General features: G+C 45.7%; 12 protein-coding genes. 6 read left to right on the forward strand and 6 right to left on the reverse strand.

Features of this window, described 5'->3' with window-relative positions; all coding sequences use genetic code 11:
* Positions 1 to 67: 67 nt before the first annotated feature.
* From E5672_RS19025 to E5672_RS19035, 3 genes are all read right to left on the reverse strand, one after another.
* A complete protein-coding gene (locus tag E5672_RS19025; protein ID WP_136783768.1) occupies positions 68 to 556 on the reverse strand; it encodes a YgjV family protein in 489 nt (162 codons plus the stop codon).
* 13 nt (positions 557 to 569) lie between these two features.
* On the reverse strand, positions 570 to 1331 hold the full coding sequence (locus E5672_RS19030; protein ID WP_136783769.1) for a tRNA1(Val) (adenine(37)-N6)-methyltransferase: 762 nt from the start codon (positions 1329 to 1331) through the stop codon (positions 570 to 572).
* Between the two features lie 141 nt (positions 1332 to 1472).
* Positions 1473 to 2096, reverse strand: a complete 624-nt coding sequence (locus E5672_RS19035) for an NAD(P)H-binding protein (RefSeq protein WP_136783770.1) — start codon at positions 2094 to 2096, stop codon at positions 1473 to 1475.
* Positions 2097 to 2166: 70 nt separating this feature from the next.
* Between E5672_RS19035 and E5672_RS19040 the strand changes: the two genes are divergently transcribed.
* Positions 2167 to 4377, forward strand: coding sequence for a S9 family peptidase (locus E5672_RS19040; protein ID WP_136783771.1), 2211 nt, complete (start codon positions 2167 to 2169; stop codon positions 4375 to 4377).
* 207 nt (positions 4378 to 4584) lie between these two features.
* Complete coding sequence (locus E5672_RS19045; protein WP_136783772.1) at positions 4585 to 6441, forward strand: S8 family serine peptidase; 1857 nt, start codon at positions 4585 to 4587, stop codon at positions 6439 to 6441.
* Between the two features lie 146 nt (positions 6442 to 6587).
* On the opposite strand, the gene E5672_RS19050 is transcribed toward E5672_RS19045, so the two are convergent.
* Together E5672_RS19050 and E5672_RS19055 are read right to left on the reverse strand one after the other, a co-directional pair.
* Complete coding sequence (locus tag E5672_RS19050; RefSeq protein WP_014950757.1) at positions 6588 to 6962, reverse strand: PH domain-containing protein; 375 nt, start codon at positions 6960 to 6962, stop codon at positions 6588 to 6590.
* 11 nt (positions 6963 to 6973) lie between these two features.
* A complete protein-coding gene (locus E5672_RS19055; protein ID WP_136783773.1) occupies positions 6974 to 9952 on the reverse strand; it encodes a putative bifunctional diguanylate cyclase/phosphodiesterase in 2979 nt (992 codons plus the stop codon).
* Between the two features lie 194 nt (positions 9953 to 10146).
* Here E5672_RS19055 and E5672_RS19060 point away from each other — a divergent pair, with 194 nt between their 5' ends.
* The 4 genes from E5672_RS19060 to E5672_RS19075 all read left to right on the forward strand — a co-directional run bounded on the left by E5672_RS19060 (position 10147) and on the right by E5672_RS19075 (position 15102).
* The gene (locus E5672_RS19060; protein ID WP_136783774.1) at positions 10147 to 11187 is read left to right on the forward strand and encodes a serine/threonine dehydratase; all 1041 of its coding nucleotides are present in this window, start codon (positions 10147 to 10149) and stop codon (positions 11185 to 11187) included.
* A 124-nt stretch (positions 11188 to 11311) separates the two neighbouring features.
* Positions 11312 to 13012, forward strand: a complete 1701-nt coding sequence (locus E5672_RS19065; RefSeq protein WP_136783775.1) for an amidohydrolase — start codon at positions 11312 to 11314, stop codon at positions 13010 to 13012.
* A complete protein-coding gene (locus E5672_RS19070) occupies positions 13009 to 14457 on the forward strand; it encodes an APC family permease (protein ID WP_136783776.1) in 1449 nt (482 codons plus the stop codon). The genes E5672_RS19065 and E5672_RS19070 overlap by 4 nt, the downstream gene beginning before the upstream one ends.
* A gap of 3 nt (positions 14458 to 14460) precedes the next feature.
* Positions 14461 to 15102 carry an MBL fold metallo-hydrolase gene (locus tag E5672_RS19075; RefSeq protein ID WP_136783777.1) on the forward strand — a complete coding sequence of 214 codons (642 nt, stop codon included), beginning with the start codon at positions 14461 to 14463 and terminating at the stop codon, positions 15100 to 15102.
* Positions 15103 to 15248: 146 nt separating this feature from the next.
* Here the strand turns inward: E5672_RS19075 and E5672_RS19080 are convergent, their stop codons facing one another.
* Positions 15249 to 15764, reverse strand: coding sequence for a lactoylglutathione lyase family protein (locus E5672_RS19080; RefSeq protein WP_015068113.1), 516 nt, complete (start codon positions 15762 to 15764; stop codon positions 15249 to 15251).
* Positions 15765 to 15905 lie beyond the last annotated feature (141 nt).

Consider the following 15905-nt stretch of genomic DNA (forward strand, 5'->3'; position numbering starts at 1 on the left):
TCTTTTTTTGAGCAAAAAGAGAGGCAAATTAGACTAATTGATTAGATAAAGGTATTGAAGGTTTTAACTAGGGTTTGCGCAGCTTACTTAAAATACTGATCAAATTGCTTACGTTGAATACCGTGCCGAAAATACTTCCTACAGAAATGGCGTACAGCAGCCCCAAAGTTTCAGCTAGAAGAAAGACTTTTCTAATAGTATGTGTGTTGCGAATAACCAGTGATCCCACTGTAAAAATAAGTGACGACGCATAGGCAATGAAAATGATCCAACTGTGATCTAGTACAAACCATTCGTAAGCCAGAAAGCCTAAATTCACTGCAACAAAGAAGAACAAAATAATATTACTTCTATGTTTAATGGCAACGAAATTACGTACGCTGGCAAGTAGCGTTCCGATGCCTGCGGCCATAGCGTCTAGCATAAAAAAGTGCACGCTAAGTGCGCTTAAGGCAAAGGCAGAAATGAGCAAATATTTGTCTACATTCGTTTGGCGATAACCAATAAAATTTAAAACCACGGCGATTGCGCCAAAGCCTTCTGCGATTATGTTCATTTATATAAGCTCATCAAAATTTAAGGTAAAAAGGCTGACAAAGGGCTTTATATTCGCTTGTGTAATTACCCTGCGCGTCTCTAATCGTTAATGTTGTCTTACTCGCCTCTTCATTAATTACCCCGATATTTTCAATTGGCGATAATGTGGAAGTTAACGCTAGTTTTCTAAAGTGAAACGCACAAAGGTAAGGAGTGCTGTTAGATTCATGCCTGACGTAAAGCTGTTTTTCTAACGCGAAGCTATATGAAGCGGCGATCTGAATTACCCTTGCTTCTAGCGAAAAAGGATAAACGCAATACAAATGCCCGTTTAATTCAAGCATTTCCTGACTGACTTCAAAAAACTCTTCTGCACTAAGCGCCAAAGCCTGCCTTGCCACATTTCGAGGTTGGCTTTGCTGATTGTAAGCATTTGAACGTTTGGCTGGCGAGTCGAAGTAAGGCGGATTTGAAATGACCACATCGTACAAATAGGGCGATGTAAAACTATTTACATCACAACAGCGGGCAAATAATTGGTTAGCCCACTTTGAATTTTTAAAATTTAACGCGGCCTGCGCCGTTGCATTTTCATCAATTTCTATCGCATCTATTCGAACGGCTTGCTGGTTATCAACACGCTGTTCATCGGCACTACTATGAAAACTATGCTCCAACTTTTGCGCCATCATCAGCGCAAGAATGCCACTACCCGTTCCAATATCTAGAACATGCTTGGCCGGACCTGGCTCAGCCCAACTTCCTAAAATCAGGCTGTCAGTGTTCACTTTCATGGCGCACTTGTCCTGCGCTACGGTGAATTGTTTACAGCGGAACATAAGAAAGTCGTATTACCTAATGCGTTAAAAAGGCGCGCATATTATACCAAGTCGGGTTGTGCTTCACGTTAACGTTGTGACATTTACTGTGAGCACTTATTTCCAGCGCTGCAGCGACATCATGTTCCTGGCCACATCAACAGCATGAACGGGGCGGTATTTCTTTAGCGGCCCTTTCATAATACTTTGCCAAATAGGCGCGGTTTTCTGCGCTATATCTTCCAACGTTCGAGATTCATCGCGACTGCCTAGCAATAACGATGGACGCACTGCAGAGGCATGGGGTAATTGCGGCATTCGCATGATCGCGTTTTCTAGCTCACCTTTTACGCGCAAATAAAAGTTACTGCTTTTAGCATCAGCGCCAACCGAAGATATCCATACAAAGCTGTCTGCGCGCTGTGCACGGGTAAGCTGTGCGGCAACATGCACATACTCAAAATCAACGCGGCGAAAGGCTTGTTTGGACCCCGCCTTTTTGAGTGTAGTCCCTAGGCAGCAATACACATGGTTTACGCTAAAGTAGCCTTGGTAGTCTTGTAAGTTGTTAAAGTCGATGACCACAGGCTTTAAGCGTTTGTGGGGGTCGTTAAACATGCTAGAAGAAAGTGGCTTTCTGACTAAGCAGGTTACTTCGTTGTACCGTCTGTCCTGTAACAGCATATTTACAAGCGTTCGTCCTACTAAACCTGTCGCTCCTAGCACCATTGCGGATTTCATACGTCGCACCTTGTATCATAAATTGATATAACTACAATCAAACCTTCGACAGTCAATTATGCAGATAAAAATGAAAAAAGCCCTTTTAATTGGAGCCGCTATGCTCTCTACTGCTTTAAACGCTGAAACGCTCACAATCGAGCGCATTTTCTCTTCACCTTCTCTTGATGGCGATGCCCCCCGTTCTTTAAAAGTGTCACCCGATGGTCAACGGGTAACATTCCTTAAAGGTAAGCAAACCGACTACGAGCGCTTAGATCTGTGGGAATATCACATTGAAAGTGGTCAAACTCGCATGCTGTTCGACTCAAACGACCTACAAAGCGGTGAAGAAGTACTTTCCGATGAAGAAAAAGCACGCCGGGAGCGCATGCGTTTATCTGGCAGCGGTATTGTTAGCTACCAATGGTCGGACGATGGTAAAGCATTGTTATTCCCGCTGGGCGGAGACGTTTTCTATCACAAGTTAGGCGAAAAAGGCGCAAAACAGCTTCTTGATACTGAGGCATTTGAGACCGATATTAAATTATCGCCGAAAGGTAACTACATTTCGTTTATCCGCGACCAGAACCTTTATGTTAAACACATAGAGTCAGGGAAAGAGACAGCAATTACCAAAGAAGGCGGCGGCAACATAAAATTTGGTATGGCTGAGTTTGTAGCCCAAGAAGAAATGGGCCGCATGACCGGATATTGGTGGTCGCCAGATGAAACTAAAATTGCTTTTACCAAGGTTGATGAAAGCCCAGTAGACGTGATCACGCGTTCTGAAATCTATGCTGACGACATCAAACTTATTGAACAAAAATACCCTAAAGCAGGCACGCCAAACGTATTGGTTGAACTTGCTATTCAAGACATCAACTCTGGCGATCGTACTTGGGTTGATTTAGGTAAAGACAAAGACATTTATTTTGCCCGCGGTAAGTGGATGCCAAATAGCACTACCTTTACCTACCAGTGGCAAACGCGTGATCAGCAAACGTTAGAGCTACGCGCGTTCGACCTTATCAGCAAAAAAGAAAACGTATTGCTTACAGAAACAAGCGATACCTGGGTAAACCTGCACAACGACCTTTATTTCTTAAAAGAAAAAGGCCAATTCATCTGGGCATCTGAGCGCGACGGTTTTAAACACCTTTACCTATTTAACAACAGCGGCAAACTGGTTAAGCAATTAACCAAAGGCGACTGGGTAGTGGACAGCGTTGAAGCTATTGATACTGCAAACAACCGTTTGTATTTCTCTGGCCGCAAAGACACGCCACTAGAAAGCCATGTTTACAGCGTGCCTTTAGATGGCGGCGAAATTTCGCGTATTACTGAACTAGGCGCGTATCACAGCGCGGCATTTAGCAAAGATGCCTCTATCTTTATTGACCGTTTCTCAACGATTAACTCTCCTGCACAAGTTAGTCTAAATAGCGCCACAGGCGAGCGAATTACCTGGCTTGAAGAAAACAAAGTTGAAGAAGGCCACCCTTTGTACGCTTACATGGATAGCTGGACAGCACCTGAGTTTGGTGACATCACCACGAAGGATGGTGCAACCCTTAAGTATCGAATTTACACGCCTGACAGTGCCAAGCAAAACCCTAAACAGAAGCACCCGGTTATTGTTTACCTTTACGGCGGCCCGCACGCACAAGTTGTAACAAATAGCTGGGCGGGTAACCGTGGCTTGCTATTCCAACACTGGGTTGACCAAGGTTATGTGGTATTTACGCTAGATAACCGCGGCTCTAACTATCGCGGCAAAGGCTTTGAAGATCCTATTTACAAAAAAATGGGCTTTATTGAAGTAGACGATCAGGTTGCAGGCGTAGAGTTCTTGCGCACACTTCCTTTCGTTGATGCTGAACGTATTGGTGTTCATGGCCACAGCTATGGCGGCTACATGACCCTAATGACCATGTTCAAAGCGGGCGATTACTTTGCAGCGGGCGTGTCAGGTGCGCCGGTCACTGACTGGCGCCTATACGATACCCACTACACTGAACGCTACATGGGCAACCCAAATACGGATGACGATGCATACACTGCGTCTTCAGTATTCCCTTACGCAAAAGATCTGAAGGGCGACCTTTTGATTTACCACGGCATGGCAGATGACAACGTGTTGTTTACCCATTCAACGATGCTCTACAAGCACCTTCAAGACTTGGCAATTCCATTTGAAACCATGGATTACCCTGGCAAGAAGCACAGCATCCGTGGTAAGCAAACGGGCATTCACTTATATAAAACGATAACTAACTTTTTCAATAGAACGATTAAGTAGCAATAAGTAGATGAAATATAAGGGTATAAAGACAACTTATCTTTATACCCTTTTTTTTGGTTATTAAACTTTATAATAATTTTTTGCTACAAGGTTTGTTAAATTTTTTTTCATAGTGTAGCTTCAAAAACGAGCATTTTGCTTACCCACCACACAAAAACAATCAAAAAGGTGGGAATGAACAACAGGTGGAATAGAGTGGTACCTATGAAAAATAATAAATTTACCCCTTCTTTAATCGCTGCTGGCTTGGCACTTTCAAGCTTCGGCGCTCTTGCAGACAACGACCGTTATATTATTCAAGTAGACAACAACGCCAAAGGCATTGTCAAAGCACTTGCAAAACAGTCTGGTGCAGAAATACACGTTGATGCCGACGGCTTTATTGCTGCAACCTTCAGCGGTAAGTCACTAGACGACGTTAAAGGCTTACTCAACAATCCACACGTAAAACTAGTTGAGGCTGACCAAAAACGTGTACCACTGGCCTTATTTAACGATGACGCTGGCGACCCAACGCAAACTCAATTAACTCCGTACGCGGTTTATCAATCACAGGCTGACCAAGTTGTATTTGATAGCAATGCAGGCATGAAAGTGTGTGTCATTGACTCGGGGCTAGATTCATCGAATGCTGATTTTAATTGGTCTGCAATTACCGGTGACAACGATATTGGCACAGGTAACTGGTTTGAAAATGGCGGCCCACACGGCACGCACGTGGCGGGAACCATCGGCGCCGCGGATAACGGCTTTGGTGTAGTTGGCATGGCACCAGGTGTTGATATGCACATCATCAAAGTATTTAACGCTTCTGGCTGGGGCTATTCATCAGATCTAGCGCAAGCAGCTCAGCTTTGTTCTCAAGCTGGTGCCAATATTATCAACATGAGCCTTGGTGGCGGCGGTGCAAACTCTACAGAAGAAAATGCGTTTAAAGACTTCGTTGCGGCAGGCGGTCTGGCTGTGGCTGCAGCAGGTAATGACGGTAATAGCGTGCGCTCTTACCCGGCTGGATACTCGTCAGTTATGATGATTGGTGCTAACGACGCCGACAATAACATTGCTGATTTCTCTCAGTATCCGTCGTGCACCACAGGTCGTGGTAAACGCGTAACGACCGACGAGACCATCTGTGTAGAAGTCACCGCAGGTGGTGTAGATACTCTATCCACCTATCCAGCAGGTGGAGCTTCACTTTCTTCAATGAGTGCTGACGGTGTCGGCTTTGCTTCATCAGCGATGGAAAATACCGGTACGGCATCAGCTGCAACCTACTTCCTGGGTCTAGGCGACGCAGTAGATACCGGCGCAGCAGGCAAAGTTTGCGTAATCGACCGTGGTAGCGTGTCGTTCTACGACAAAGTTAACAACTGTGAATTATCAGGTGGTGTGGGTGCTGTTATTGTAAATAACGAGCCGGGCATGCTTTACGGCACCCTAGGTGATACAAACAATACATCTATCCCTGCTGTAGGTGCAGCATTCGAAGATAGAAGCGCATTAGTTGCGGCATCTACCATTGATATCTCTATTGGCGCAAGCGACTACGGCTACATGAGTGGTACATCAATGGCAACACCAGCCGTTGCAGGTATTGCAGCACTGGTATGGTCAAATCACCCAACTTGTACAGGTGAAGAGATTCGAAGTGCACTTAAAGCAACTGCGATGGACGCGGGTGCCGCGGGCAAAGACGACTTCTTTGGTTATGGTATCGCCCAGGCGGCTGATATGAATGCATACCTTACTCAAAATGGTTGTGCTGGCGGTGGCGATACTGGCGGCGGTGACACAGGTGGCGGCGACACGGGAGGTACGGGTGACCTGACCCTAACCGCTAATGGCTATAAGGTAAAAGGCACCCAAAGAGTGGATCTTTCTTGGGCTGACGCTACGTCGTCAAATGTTGATGTATATCGCGACGGCAACGTGATTGCTACCACGGCGAACGATGGCGCTTATACTGATGCCCTTAACGTTAAAGGCGGCGGTAGTTACAGTTACCAAGTGTGTGAGGCCGGCACTACTACCTGTTCAGCAAGTGTTAGCGTGGTTTTCTAAGGCTTTAGCGGTTAATGTTTCTGGCATGAAATTGCAATGATTCGCAAACATATTGTCGAAACTGAATTTGAAAGAAATTAAAAAAGCGGGCAGTTCACGCTGCCCGCTTTCTTTTCATTAACCGTAAACTAGTAAAGCAATAGCGCCTAGCTAAACATCTGGGTTGCTAGGTTTTGCTGTACCGCCTGAGCAGACGATGCACTTAGTTCAATCTCAATAGGATCGGCTTTGCCCGACAGCCAAATTTTAAGCTCGGCGTCAGTATCAAAATGCCCTGCTGTCTCAACGATAAACTGAGTAATAGATTTGTAAGGAATGGAGTGATAGTTCACTTTACGCCCGGTAAGGCCTTGCTTATCAATAAGGATTAGGCGCTTGTTCGTGAATACACTTAAATCGCGCACTAGCTTAAACGCAGAGGTAACAGTTTCATTAGCAGCAAGTATAGGCGTAAGCTCTTCTTGAACGTCTGAAGCGCTAGTCTCGCTTGCATTACCCATGATGGTATCAAATAAACCCATGACATTTCCTTTTAGGCAGAGGCAAGTTTAACTCGCCATTGAACTCTATGCGCCAGCGGCTTGGGTTTATCTAAAGCAAAGCCTTGACCGAAATCTACTTTAAGCTCTCGTAACACTTCGGCGGTCGCGTTATCGACCACAAACTCGGCTACGGTCTGTTTACCCATACTGTGCGCAATATTATTTATCGCTGTTACTGTAGCATGATCGATAGGATCGTGAACGATATTTCGCACAAAGGAGCCGTCAATCTTAACGTAATCAACATCAAGGTTTTTAAGATAAGTGAATGAAGACATACCTGCACCAAAGTCGTCTAAGGCAAAGCTACACCCCAAATCGCGTAGTGTAGAAATGAAGTGTTTTGCAGCGCTTAAGTTAGTTACTACTGTTGTTTCTGTAATCTCAAAACAAATTTTCTCAGCAGGTACAGAGGTACTTTGCATGCGCTTGGCAATGTTGTGCAGCGCCATTTCATCACCCAGTGTAATACCTGATAAATTAATTGCGACTTTGCCTACGTTATCGATGTGAGCAGGATTACTTTCAAGGGTTTTAAGGGTGTTATCTACCACCCACATATCCACTTTGTTCATTAAACCGTGACGCTCTGCTAACGGGATGAAAAGCCCCGGGCTTATAAGGCCACTGTCTTTTGCATTTAGACGAAGCAAAATCTCGTAATGCTGAAGTTGGGCGGCCTTTTCTTGATTGGGCACGTTAAGCGGCATGATTGCTTGGCTATACAACTCAAACCCGTCGTTTTGTAGTGCGTGGTGCAAGGCATGTAACACCTGGTTTTCACTGTCATCAATGGCCATCTGTGAGTCGTTATCATGAAATACAAAGTAACGGTTTCGCCCCAGGTGTTTAGCTTTGTAACATGCGTTGTCGGCCGCTTTAATTAACGCTTCTGCGCTTTGTGTACTCTCGTTTATTTCGATAACGCCAATGCTTGCCCCCACAAAGAACAACTTGTCGTCATAAACAAATCGGTAGTTTGAAATTGCCACTAAAAGCTTATCTAAGTGCTTTGTAACCTCATCCAAACTTTGATTGCGAAATATAATACAAAACTCATCTCCCCCTATTCGGGCAAGCAAGTCTTGCCCATTCACGTATTGCCTAAATATGGTGGAGATCTCTTTTAGTAGCTTATCACCTGCTGGGTGACCACAGCTGTCGTTAACTAATTTGAACCTATCCATATCGATAAAGCACATTACGCTTTGCTTGTGATAAGCGCGAGGCGAATAGATGTTTGCCGCTTTTTTAAAACCAACTTGGCTCAAAGCTGCGCTATTGCCTTGCGGAACAACGTCATTATGTGTTTCATCAAGGATCTCTCGCAGTTTTTCATCAAATGCGTAACGATTAAACAGCCCGGTTAACTGGTCATGATTAGCTTGAAAATACACTTCTTCCTGCAGCGCCAGCTCCTTGGTCACATCACGCGCTATGCCTTCAATAGCCACCAGTACGCCTTGTTCGTCAACAATGGGGGTGTCTGAAAACTCAATCGCTAACGGTGTACCCACTTTGCCTTGATAATGCACAATATAAGGCTCGGGCTTTTCACCACGGGCAATGGTTTGACGTATCTCAAACGTCTCGTCAGGTACTTGGCGAACGTACCTCGACTCGTTCGCACAGAAGTCTTCTGCACTAAAACCCAGGATCTTTTCAATCCCGGCACTCACATACATAAAGTTGTGATCGACGGTCTTGGTGTAAACAAAGTGGCGGTGCATACCATCAACTAACCGACGATATTTTTCTTCGCTGCGCTTTAGATCGTGCTGGGCCCGAAAACGTTCGGTCACGTCCCTTACGGTTACCGCAATATTATCACCCGCTTTAACCACCTGAACTTTTATCCATTGTGGCGCTATCTTGTCGCTATGGACGGCGAGGTGGGCTTCATAAGGCACGCCAAGTTCAGCAACGTTTTTGGCGTTTTTAAATTCACTGCTTAAGCCTAAATAGCGCGTTTGCTCAGCTAAGCTCATAGGCTGCAAGATGTCACATGCACCGCGAAACAAATAGCGACTGTATGAATTTGCTTCCACTAGAAAAAAATCATCGTCTGTGGGCTGATAAATAAGAAGCGCGTCTAGGGATGCTTCGCTAGCAGTAAGGTAACGCTGCTGACTTAAAGATAAATTAACCGCGCCTTTAAGCTGCTTATGCAGTACGTAGCTCACCAGAGCCGACATCAACAGACCAATCATCATGATCAAAAAGCCAGCATTATAAGGACTTAACTGGGATTGCATGGAAAGGGAAAAATCCCGTTCTAAAAACGTGAACGGCAAAAGCGACACAATAGTGCCGTCATTGATTAACTCACCACTTTGAAACAACGTTGCACTGTCGGCGTTAAGCTTAAAGTTAAACTGCGGGCCAACTAACTCGCCTAACATCACGGTTAATATGGTTTGTATGTCGAAACCCGCCACTAAAAACCCATGTTCAGGCTCTTGAGGGCTTATAGCCCTACCTACAATAATAAAATGGTGTTTAGCGGCATCTGAGTATAAGAGTGTGCTTTCCAATTCTTCGGACAAATGCGAAACGTTTAAGCCTAACGCTTCCATAGGCTTGCCAATCAAACTGTTGTCTATGCGGGTTTTAATACCAGAGGCTGGCGTTGCCACCCACGCTACCTCACCGTTGGCATCGACAAATACCAGCGATGAAAAGCCTCGCTGCATACCCATTAATGACAAGGCTTGCGCATTAAACCAGTCTACTTGGTTTGGCTCAAAGGTAGGCCAATTTTGCATTAAATTGTGCAGTGCTTGGATGCGTTCGCTTGAGAAAACTTCTAGACTAATTTTTACCTGCTCAGCAACCGACTGGGCTTTAGAAATACGTGCAGCGCGTTCATCGTTTTGAATAAAAATGCCCGCAGAAACGAATAAAAAGGTGAGAAAAAGAAACAAAACCGTAGGTAAGGCGTAAATACGATGGTTGTGTTTGCTTAACATGTGCCTGTCTCCGGTAACTTGCGCCCGTATACTAAAGTAGAATTATTAAATAAATATGAATTGTCTTATGTGGTTTAGGCTCTGGCGTTATCTCATAGTATCTGGCACTGTAAGGTATTTATTTTCCTTTTAGTGCGTAAAGGCCCTTGTCGGCGCTACCCCATAAAAAAACAAAATGAAAAGAGCGTGACTTAATGAGTATTTCCCCAAATTTCGAAGATATAAAACAAGCCTATGAACGTATAAAAGGCGACGTAAAGAAAACACCGATTGTTGAATCTTCGTTGCTCAACAAATGGATGGGCAACCGCATTTTGTTTAAAGCGGAGTGCTTACAGACCATCGGGGCATTCAAAATTCGCGGCGCTATGAATTTTTTAGCCCGCTTGAAAGAAGAAGGTCGTTTACCGAAGCATGTAGTTGCCAATAGTTCTGGAAATCATGCTCAGGCAGTAGCCTATGCAGCGTCTCACTTTGGTATTAAGGCCACTATTTTCGCTAGCGAGACCATTTCACCAATTAAAGCTGCCGCTACGCAAAGCTATGGTGCTGAATTAAAACTATTCCCTACCCGTCCAGAAGCAGACGCTGCTGTAGAGCAAGCCTCAAAAGCGCCAGACACAGTCTGGATACCGCCGTTTAACCACAAAGATATTGTGGCAGGACAAGGCACGGCAACGTTAGAAGCGCTTAACGAAATTGGTGAGGTAGATGCTGTCTTTGCGCCGTGTGGTGGCGGAGGGTTATTATCGGGTTCGTTGTTGGCAACTCGCGCACTACAGCCAAATGCATTGGTCATTGGCGCTGAGCCCGCCGAGGCGAATGACGCCTCTATGTCGTTGCAAGCTGGGGAGATCATTGCTTTAGATTATGCACCAAATACCTTAGCCGACGGCGCAGCCACGCCATCTGTTGGCGATGTAACGTTTCCTATACTTCAAGAAATAGACGATTTCTACGAAGTAGATGAGCTGCAAATTGCTTATTGGACGCAATGGCTACATCATCTACTAAAGCTTCATATTGAGCCTACGTGCGCGATGACCATGGCTGCTGTAGCGGCTTGGGCTGCCAACACTCCCCCCGGGCAAACCGCCCTTGTCATATTGAGTGGTGGCAACATTAGCCAGGCGAGTATGGCTAAGATTTGGGAGAGAGACTTTTTGTTGCAACCTCCCATCCTCGAGTTCGATAACGAAGACGAATTAGAAGTTACCGAGCGTGTTGAAGCATAGGGTTGTGTTAGCGCGCAGCCTTTGAAGCTCGAGCAATTCTTGATGTTTAGGCTGCAAGGGCAACTTGGTATAAAAGACTAAAAAACAAAGAAAAAAGCAGAAATAAAAAAGGCAGAAACTCACTATGAACTCTACATTGTTCAAACTGACATTTAAAAAGCGTTCGCTTTCAAAATTACTCACCTCAACGTTTGCGACAGCGGCAACGTTAGGCGCTATGACCGCCACGTTTACAGTGGATGCTGCAACGCTAGTCGAGAATGTAAAAGGCTATACGTTAAATGAAAGTGGCAAACTCATTATGTTTAAAAACCTTGTCATTGATGAAGGCAAAGTGGTTGCATTAGATATCGATAAAGGCAACACGCCTGTCGACAGCACCATTGATGGCAAAGGCAAAGTCATGCTACCCGGGCTTATCGACGCTCACGGGCATTTGCTAGGCTTAGGCGCAAACTTGCTAGAAGTCGATTTGCGAGAAAGTAGCAGTGCTCAAGACGCGGCAAAGACAGTTGCCGAATACGCCTTTGCAAATGGACAACAAGCTTGGATCACTGGGCGCGGTTGGAACCAGGAATTGTGGTCTGACAGAGCGTTTCCAACAGCGGCTGACCTGGATAAAGTAATTTCTGACCGACCTGTGGCACTAGCTCGCGTAGACAGCCACGCTACCTGGGTGAACAGTAAAGCGATGGAAATTGCGGGTATAACTAAAGACACCCCATCGCCTGCAGGGGGCGAAATCATTAAAGACGCTGACGGTAATCCTACCGGTGTTTTCATTGATAATGCATCGCAGTTAATTGAAGCGCATTTGCCCAAAGCAAGCAGCGCTATTTACGAGCAGCAATTACATGCCGCAGGTGAGCACTTACTAGCAAATGGCGTTACGTCAATGCACGACGCAGGCGTAGACAGAGACGTTTACGATTTCTATTTGAAAGAAGCAGTAGAAGGTGACTTGCCCGTGCGTATTTACGCTATGGTGAGTGCTACAGACCCTGATCTCAGCACCATGCTAGGCAACGGCACCATTCGCGACAAAGACGATTTCCTATATATTCGTTCGGTTAAAGCCTATGGCGATGGCGCATTAGGTAGCCGAGGCGCTGCATTGCTTGAACCTTATTCAGATGCGCCGCATCAACATGGTTTACTGTTAACTCAACCAGAAGACATGACCCAACTGTTTACCACAGTTATCGGTGCAGGCTTTCAGCTTAACTACCATGCTATTGGCGATAAAGCTAACCATGTTGCACTGAACGAGTTTGAAGCAACGTTTAAGAGTATTGGCGGCAGTGAACTGCGAAACCGCATTGAGCATGCACAGGTCATTGCGCCAGATGACCTAGCTCGCTTTGCTTCGCTAAAGGTTTTACCTTCCATGCAGCCAACTCATGCCACCAGCGATAAAAACATGGCGGAAGATCGCCTAGGCAAAGATCGTATGAAAGGCGCTTACGCATGGAAAACGCTACTCGATTCGGGCATTGCACTGCCCTTAGGCTCTGATTTCCCCGTTGAGCTTGCTAACCCATTTTACGGGCTTCACGCTGCGGTTACGCGCCAAGACAGAAACAATCAGCCCGTAAAAGGCTGGTATGCCCACGAAGCGTTAACCATTGAACAAGCCTTCAAAGGGTTTACGTTAGATGCAGCCTATTCAGGGCACATGGAAGATACCTTAGGTACGCTTACGCCTGGGAAATGGGCAGACTTTATCTTGGTAGACCAAGATATTTTTACCATTGATGCCAAAGACATTTGGAAAACCGAAGTACACGCTACTTATGTGGCTGGAGAAGAAGTTTTTTCTAAATGAGCAGTGAGAGCAAAAGCCTGTTAACCAAAGGGATTGGCGGCATTGGCGCTGCCCTTTTGGTGTTAAATGGCCTTATTGGGGCAGGCATTTTTGCTCTGCCCGCTAAAATGGCCGCTGAGCTTGGCGCTTTCAGCCCCTACATCTTTTTGATTTTCGGTGCACTTATGTTGGCCATTGTATGGTGTTTTGGGCAGCTAGCGGCGCTGTATCAAGAGACCGGTGGTCCTGTGGTGTACGCTCAAAAAGGCTTTGGTGACGCAGCAGCATTTCAAACTGGCTTTATTTACTACTTGGCTCGCGCAACCGCGATTGCCGCCAACATGCACGTGTTATTGCTATACGCCGGCTATGTGTGGCCCGAACTGAATGCGGGAATAGGCAAGTCATTCGCTATTATCGCGCTTACCACAGCACTAATTATAGTGAATATTGTTGGCCTCAAGGCCGCCATGCGTTCACTTGATGCTATCTCGATGCTAAAGCTACTGCCCTTCGTGGCGCTAATTGGAGTTGGCTACTGGCAGTTCGACTTTTCTAGTGTGCTAACGAGTTCTTCGGCAACAGTAGTGCCTGCATTTGATACCATTTCTGCTGGTGCCCTACTTACACTTTATGCTTTTATTGGTTTTGAAACGGTAGTTGTCACAAGCGGCGAGACCAATTCACCGAAAAAGACTATTCCTCGGGCTTTAATGCTTACGGTTTCAGGCATTGCCATATTTTACTTTTGCGTGCAGTGGTTATATTGGCACACAGTAGGGCCTGCAAAGCCGGATAGCGCACCGCTAATTGCACTCGCCAATATGATATTTGGCGAAACCGGGGCCCTTATAATGACGCTAACCGCCGTGGTGTCGGTTGCCGGTAACTTGTTAGCGAATATGATATCTACGTCTCGACTTACGTTCTCTATGGCGCAGCAATCACTCATTCCAGGTAAACTGGGACAGAAGTTAGGTGAGATTCACACATCCTTTGCTACCCCAGCAGTTTCCATATTAATACTGGGAATATTTGCCGGTACTATGGCACTTAGTGGCAGTTTCACGTGGCTAGCGATTTCGAGCGTGCTTGCACGGCTTGCGGTGTATGCAGTGTGTGTAGTGGTGTTGATAAAAGCGCAGCGCGCGCCTTTACAGAGAGCATTTTTACAGGGGGCTCGCTTGCAGGGGACTCACTTGCAGGGGACTTCCTTGCAGAGCGCTTCTTCACAAAGCAGCTTTCAGCCCGACACTTCTGAAAAAGATGCTTATTTCAACGGCTCTGCAGGCGCATTAGCCAGCCCTGTAAACCTGTTTCGACGTCTGATACCCTTTGTAGCACTAGCGGTTTGCGCATGGTCTATTGCACAGTCGTCAACCAACGCATGGCTATTTTTACTGGGTGAATTGGTAGTTGGCGCACTGCTCTATTTTGCTCAAAGCAACAAAATATCAAAAGGTTAAACCGTGGAAATTCAAGTTATACCCGTCACGCCCTTTGCTCAAAACTGTTCTTTAATTTGGGACTCATCCACTAACAAAGGCGCATTTGTCGACCCGGGCGGCGACATTGAAAAGTTGATTGAAGCTGTATCGAATAAAGGCGTGAGTATAGAGAAAATTATACTCACTCATGGGCACTTAGATCATGTAGGTGGTACTGTCGCCATAGCAGAACATTATGGTGTACCCATTGTTGGGCCGCATATTGGCGATAAATTCTGGTTAGATGCACTTATGCAGCAAAGCCAGATGTTTGGCTTTCCACCGGCCCAACCTTTTGCTCCCAATGAGTGGTTAAACGACAACGATACAATTTCAGTGGGCAATTTAACGCTAGACGTGCTGCATTGCCCGGGTCATACGCCTGGACATGTGGTATTGGTAGAACGCTCAAGCAATCGGGTTATTGTGGGGGATGTCATTTTCGCAGGCTCTATCGGTAGAACTGATTTTCCGCAAGGAAACCATCAGCAATTAATCGACTCGATTAAGCAGAAGATTATGGTGCTGCCGGATGATATGACGATTTACCCGGGTCACGGGCCAACCACAACGGTTGCGACCGAAAAGGCCACGAATCCTTATGTTTCGGGTCAATTCGGATAAAACCTCACGTTTTATCAGCGGTTAAAGAACAAAAAGGCGAGGTGCGTTGAACAAGCTTTTGCTTGTTTCGCCCTCGCCTTTCGCTTATTTAAAGCTTGCTATGCATTTGCTTAACGCAATGCTTAAAAAGCGTTATTAACTAACGCTTATTCGTATGCACCGCTAGCATAATGCAACTCATAGCTGTGGCTATAAATTTCAAGGATGTTGCCAAACGGGTCTTCCATGTAAATCATGCGGTAAGGCTTTTCACCCGGATAGTAATAACGCGGCGCCTTCATTCGCTTCTTGCCACCAGCAGCGACAATTTTTTCAGCCAAGCCTTCTACGTCTGGGTCTTGAACACAGAAGTGGAAGATACCGGTTTTCCAGTATTCAAAGTTGTTTTCTGGGTTTTCTTGGTTGCTGAATTCAAAAATTTCAACGCCAACACGATCACCTGTTGAAAGGTGCGCAATGCGGAATTTACCCCAACCTGCACCGAATACGTCGGTACACATTTCACCAATGGCCGAGTCATCTTCAACAATCTCGGTTGGCTTCATGATGAGGTACCAGCCAAGTACTTCGGTATAAAATTTCACGGCAGCTTCTAAGTCAGGTACCGAAATACCGATGTGAGAAAACGTACGTGGATACGGTGTTTTTACTGCTTCAGTCATCACTTACTCCTTTGTAGTGCAAGTTATCAAAATGGCTTAAGCGACCGTTTCGTAGGTTGTGTCTGTGCTTAGTTCAATGCAACGTTAATAACACCTTCTATATTAACGCTATTGCTAAGCCTCTCGACATGAAATCCCTCT

This window comes from Alteromonas portus, assembly GCF_005117025.1.
Taxonomy (GTDB): Bacteria; Pseudomonadota; Gammaproteobacteria; order Enterobacterales; family Alteromonadaceae; genus Alteromonas; species Alteromonas portus.

What these genes read in the sequence shown, in the direction of transcription:
- E5672_RS19025 (WP_136783768.1), bottom strand. Translation starts at nt 556, where the DNA reads ATGAACATAATCGCAGAAGGCTTTGGCGCAATCGCCGTGGTTTTAAAT.
- E5672_RS19030 (WP_136783769.1), bottom strand. Translation starts at nt 1,331, where the DNA reads ATGAAAGTGAACACTGACAGCCTGATTTTAGGAAGTTGGGCTGAGCCA.
- E5672_RS19035 (WP_136783770.1), bottom strand. Translation starts at nt 2,096, where the DNA reads ATGAAATCCGCAATGGTGCTAGGAGCGACAGGTTTAGTAGGACGAACG.
- E5672_RS19040 (WP_136783771.1), top strand. Translation starts at nt 2,167, where the DNA reads ATGAAAAAAGCCCTTTTAATTGGAGCCGCTATGCTCTCTACTGCTTTA.
- E5672_RS19045 (WP_136783772.1), top strand. Translation starts at nt 4,585, where the DNA reads ATGAAAAATAATAAATTTACCCCTTCTTTAATCGCTGCTGGCTTGGCA.
- E5672_RS19050 (WP_014950757.1), bottom strand. Translation starts at nt 6,962, where the DNA reads ATGGGTTTATTTGATACCATCATGGGTAATGCAAGCGAGACTAGCGCT.
- E5672_RS19055 (WP_136783773.1), bottom strand. Translation starts at nt 9,952, where the DNA reads ATGTTAAGCAAACACAACCATCGTATTTACGCCTTACCTACGGTTTTG.
- E5672_RS19060 (WP_136783774.1), top strand. Translation starts at nt 10,147, where the DNA reads ATGAGTATTTCCCCAAATTTCGAAGATATAAAACAAGCCTATGAACGT.
- E5672_RS19065 (WP_136783775.1), top strand. Translation starts at nt 11,312, where the DNA reads ATGAACTCTACATTGTTCAAACTGACATTTAAAAAGCGTTCGCTTTCA.
- E5672_RS19070 (WP_136783776.1), top strand. Translation starts at nt 13,009, where the DNA reads ATGAGCAGTGAGAGCAAAAGCCTGTTAACCAAAGGGATTGGCGGCATT.
- E5672_RS19080 (WP_015068113.1), bottom strand. Translation starts at nt 15,764, where the DNA reads ATGACTGAAGCAGTAAAAACACCGTATCCACGTACGTTTTCTCACATC.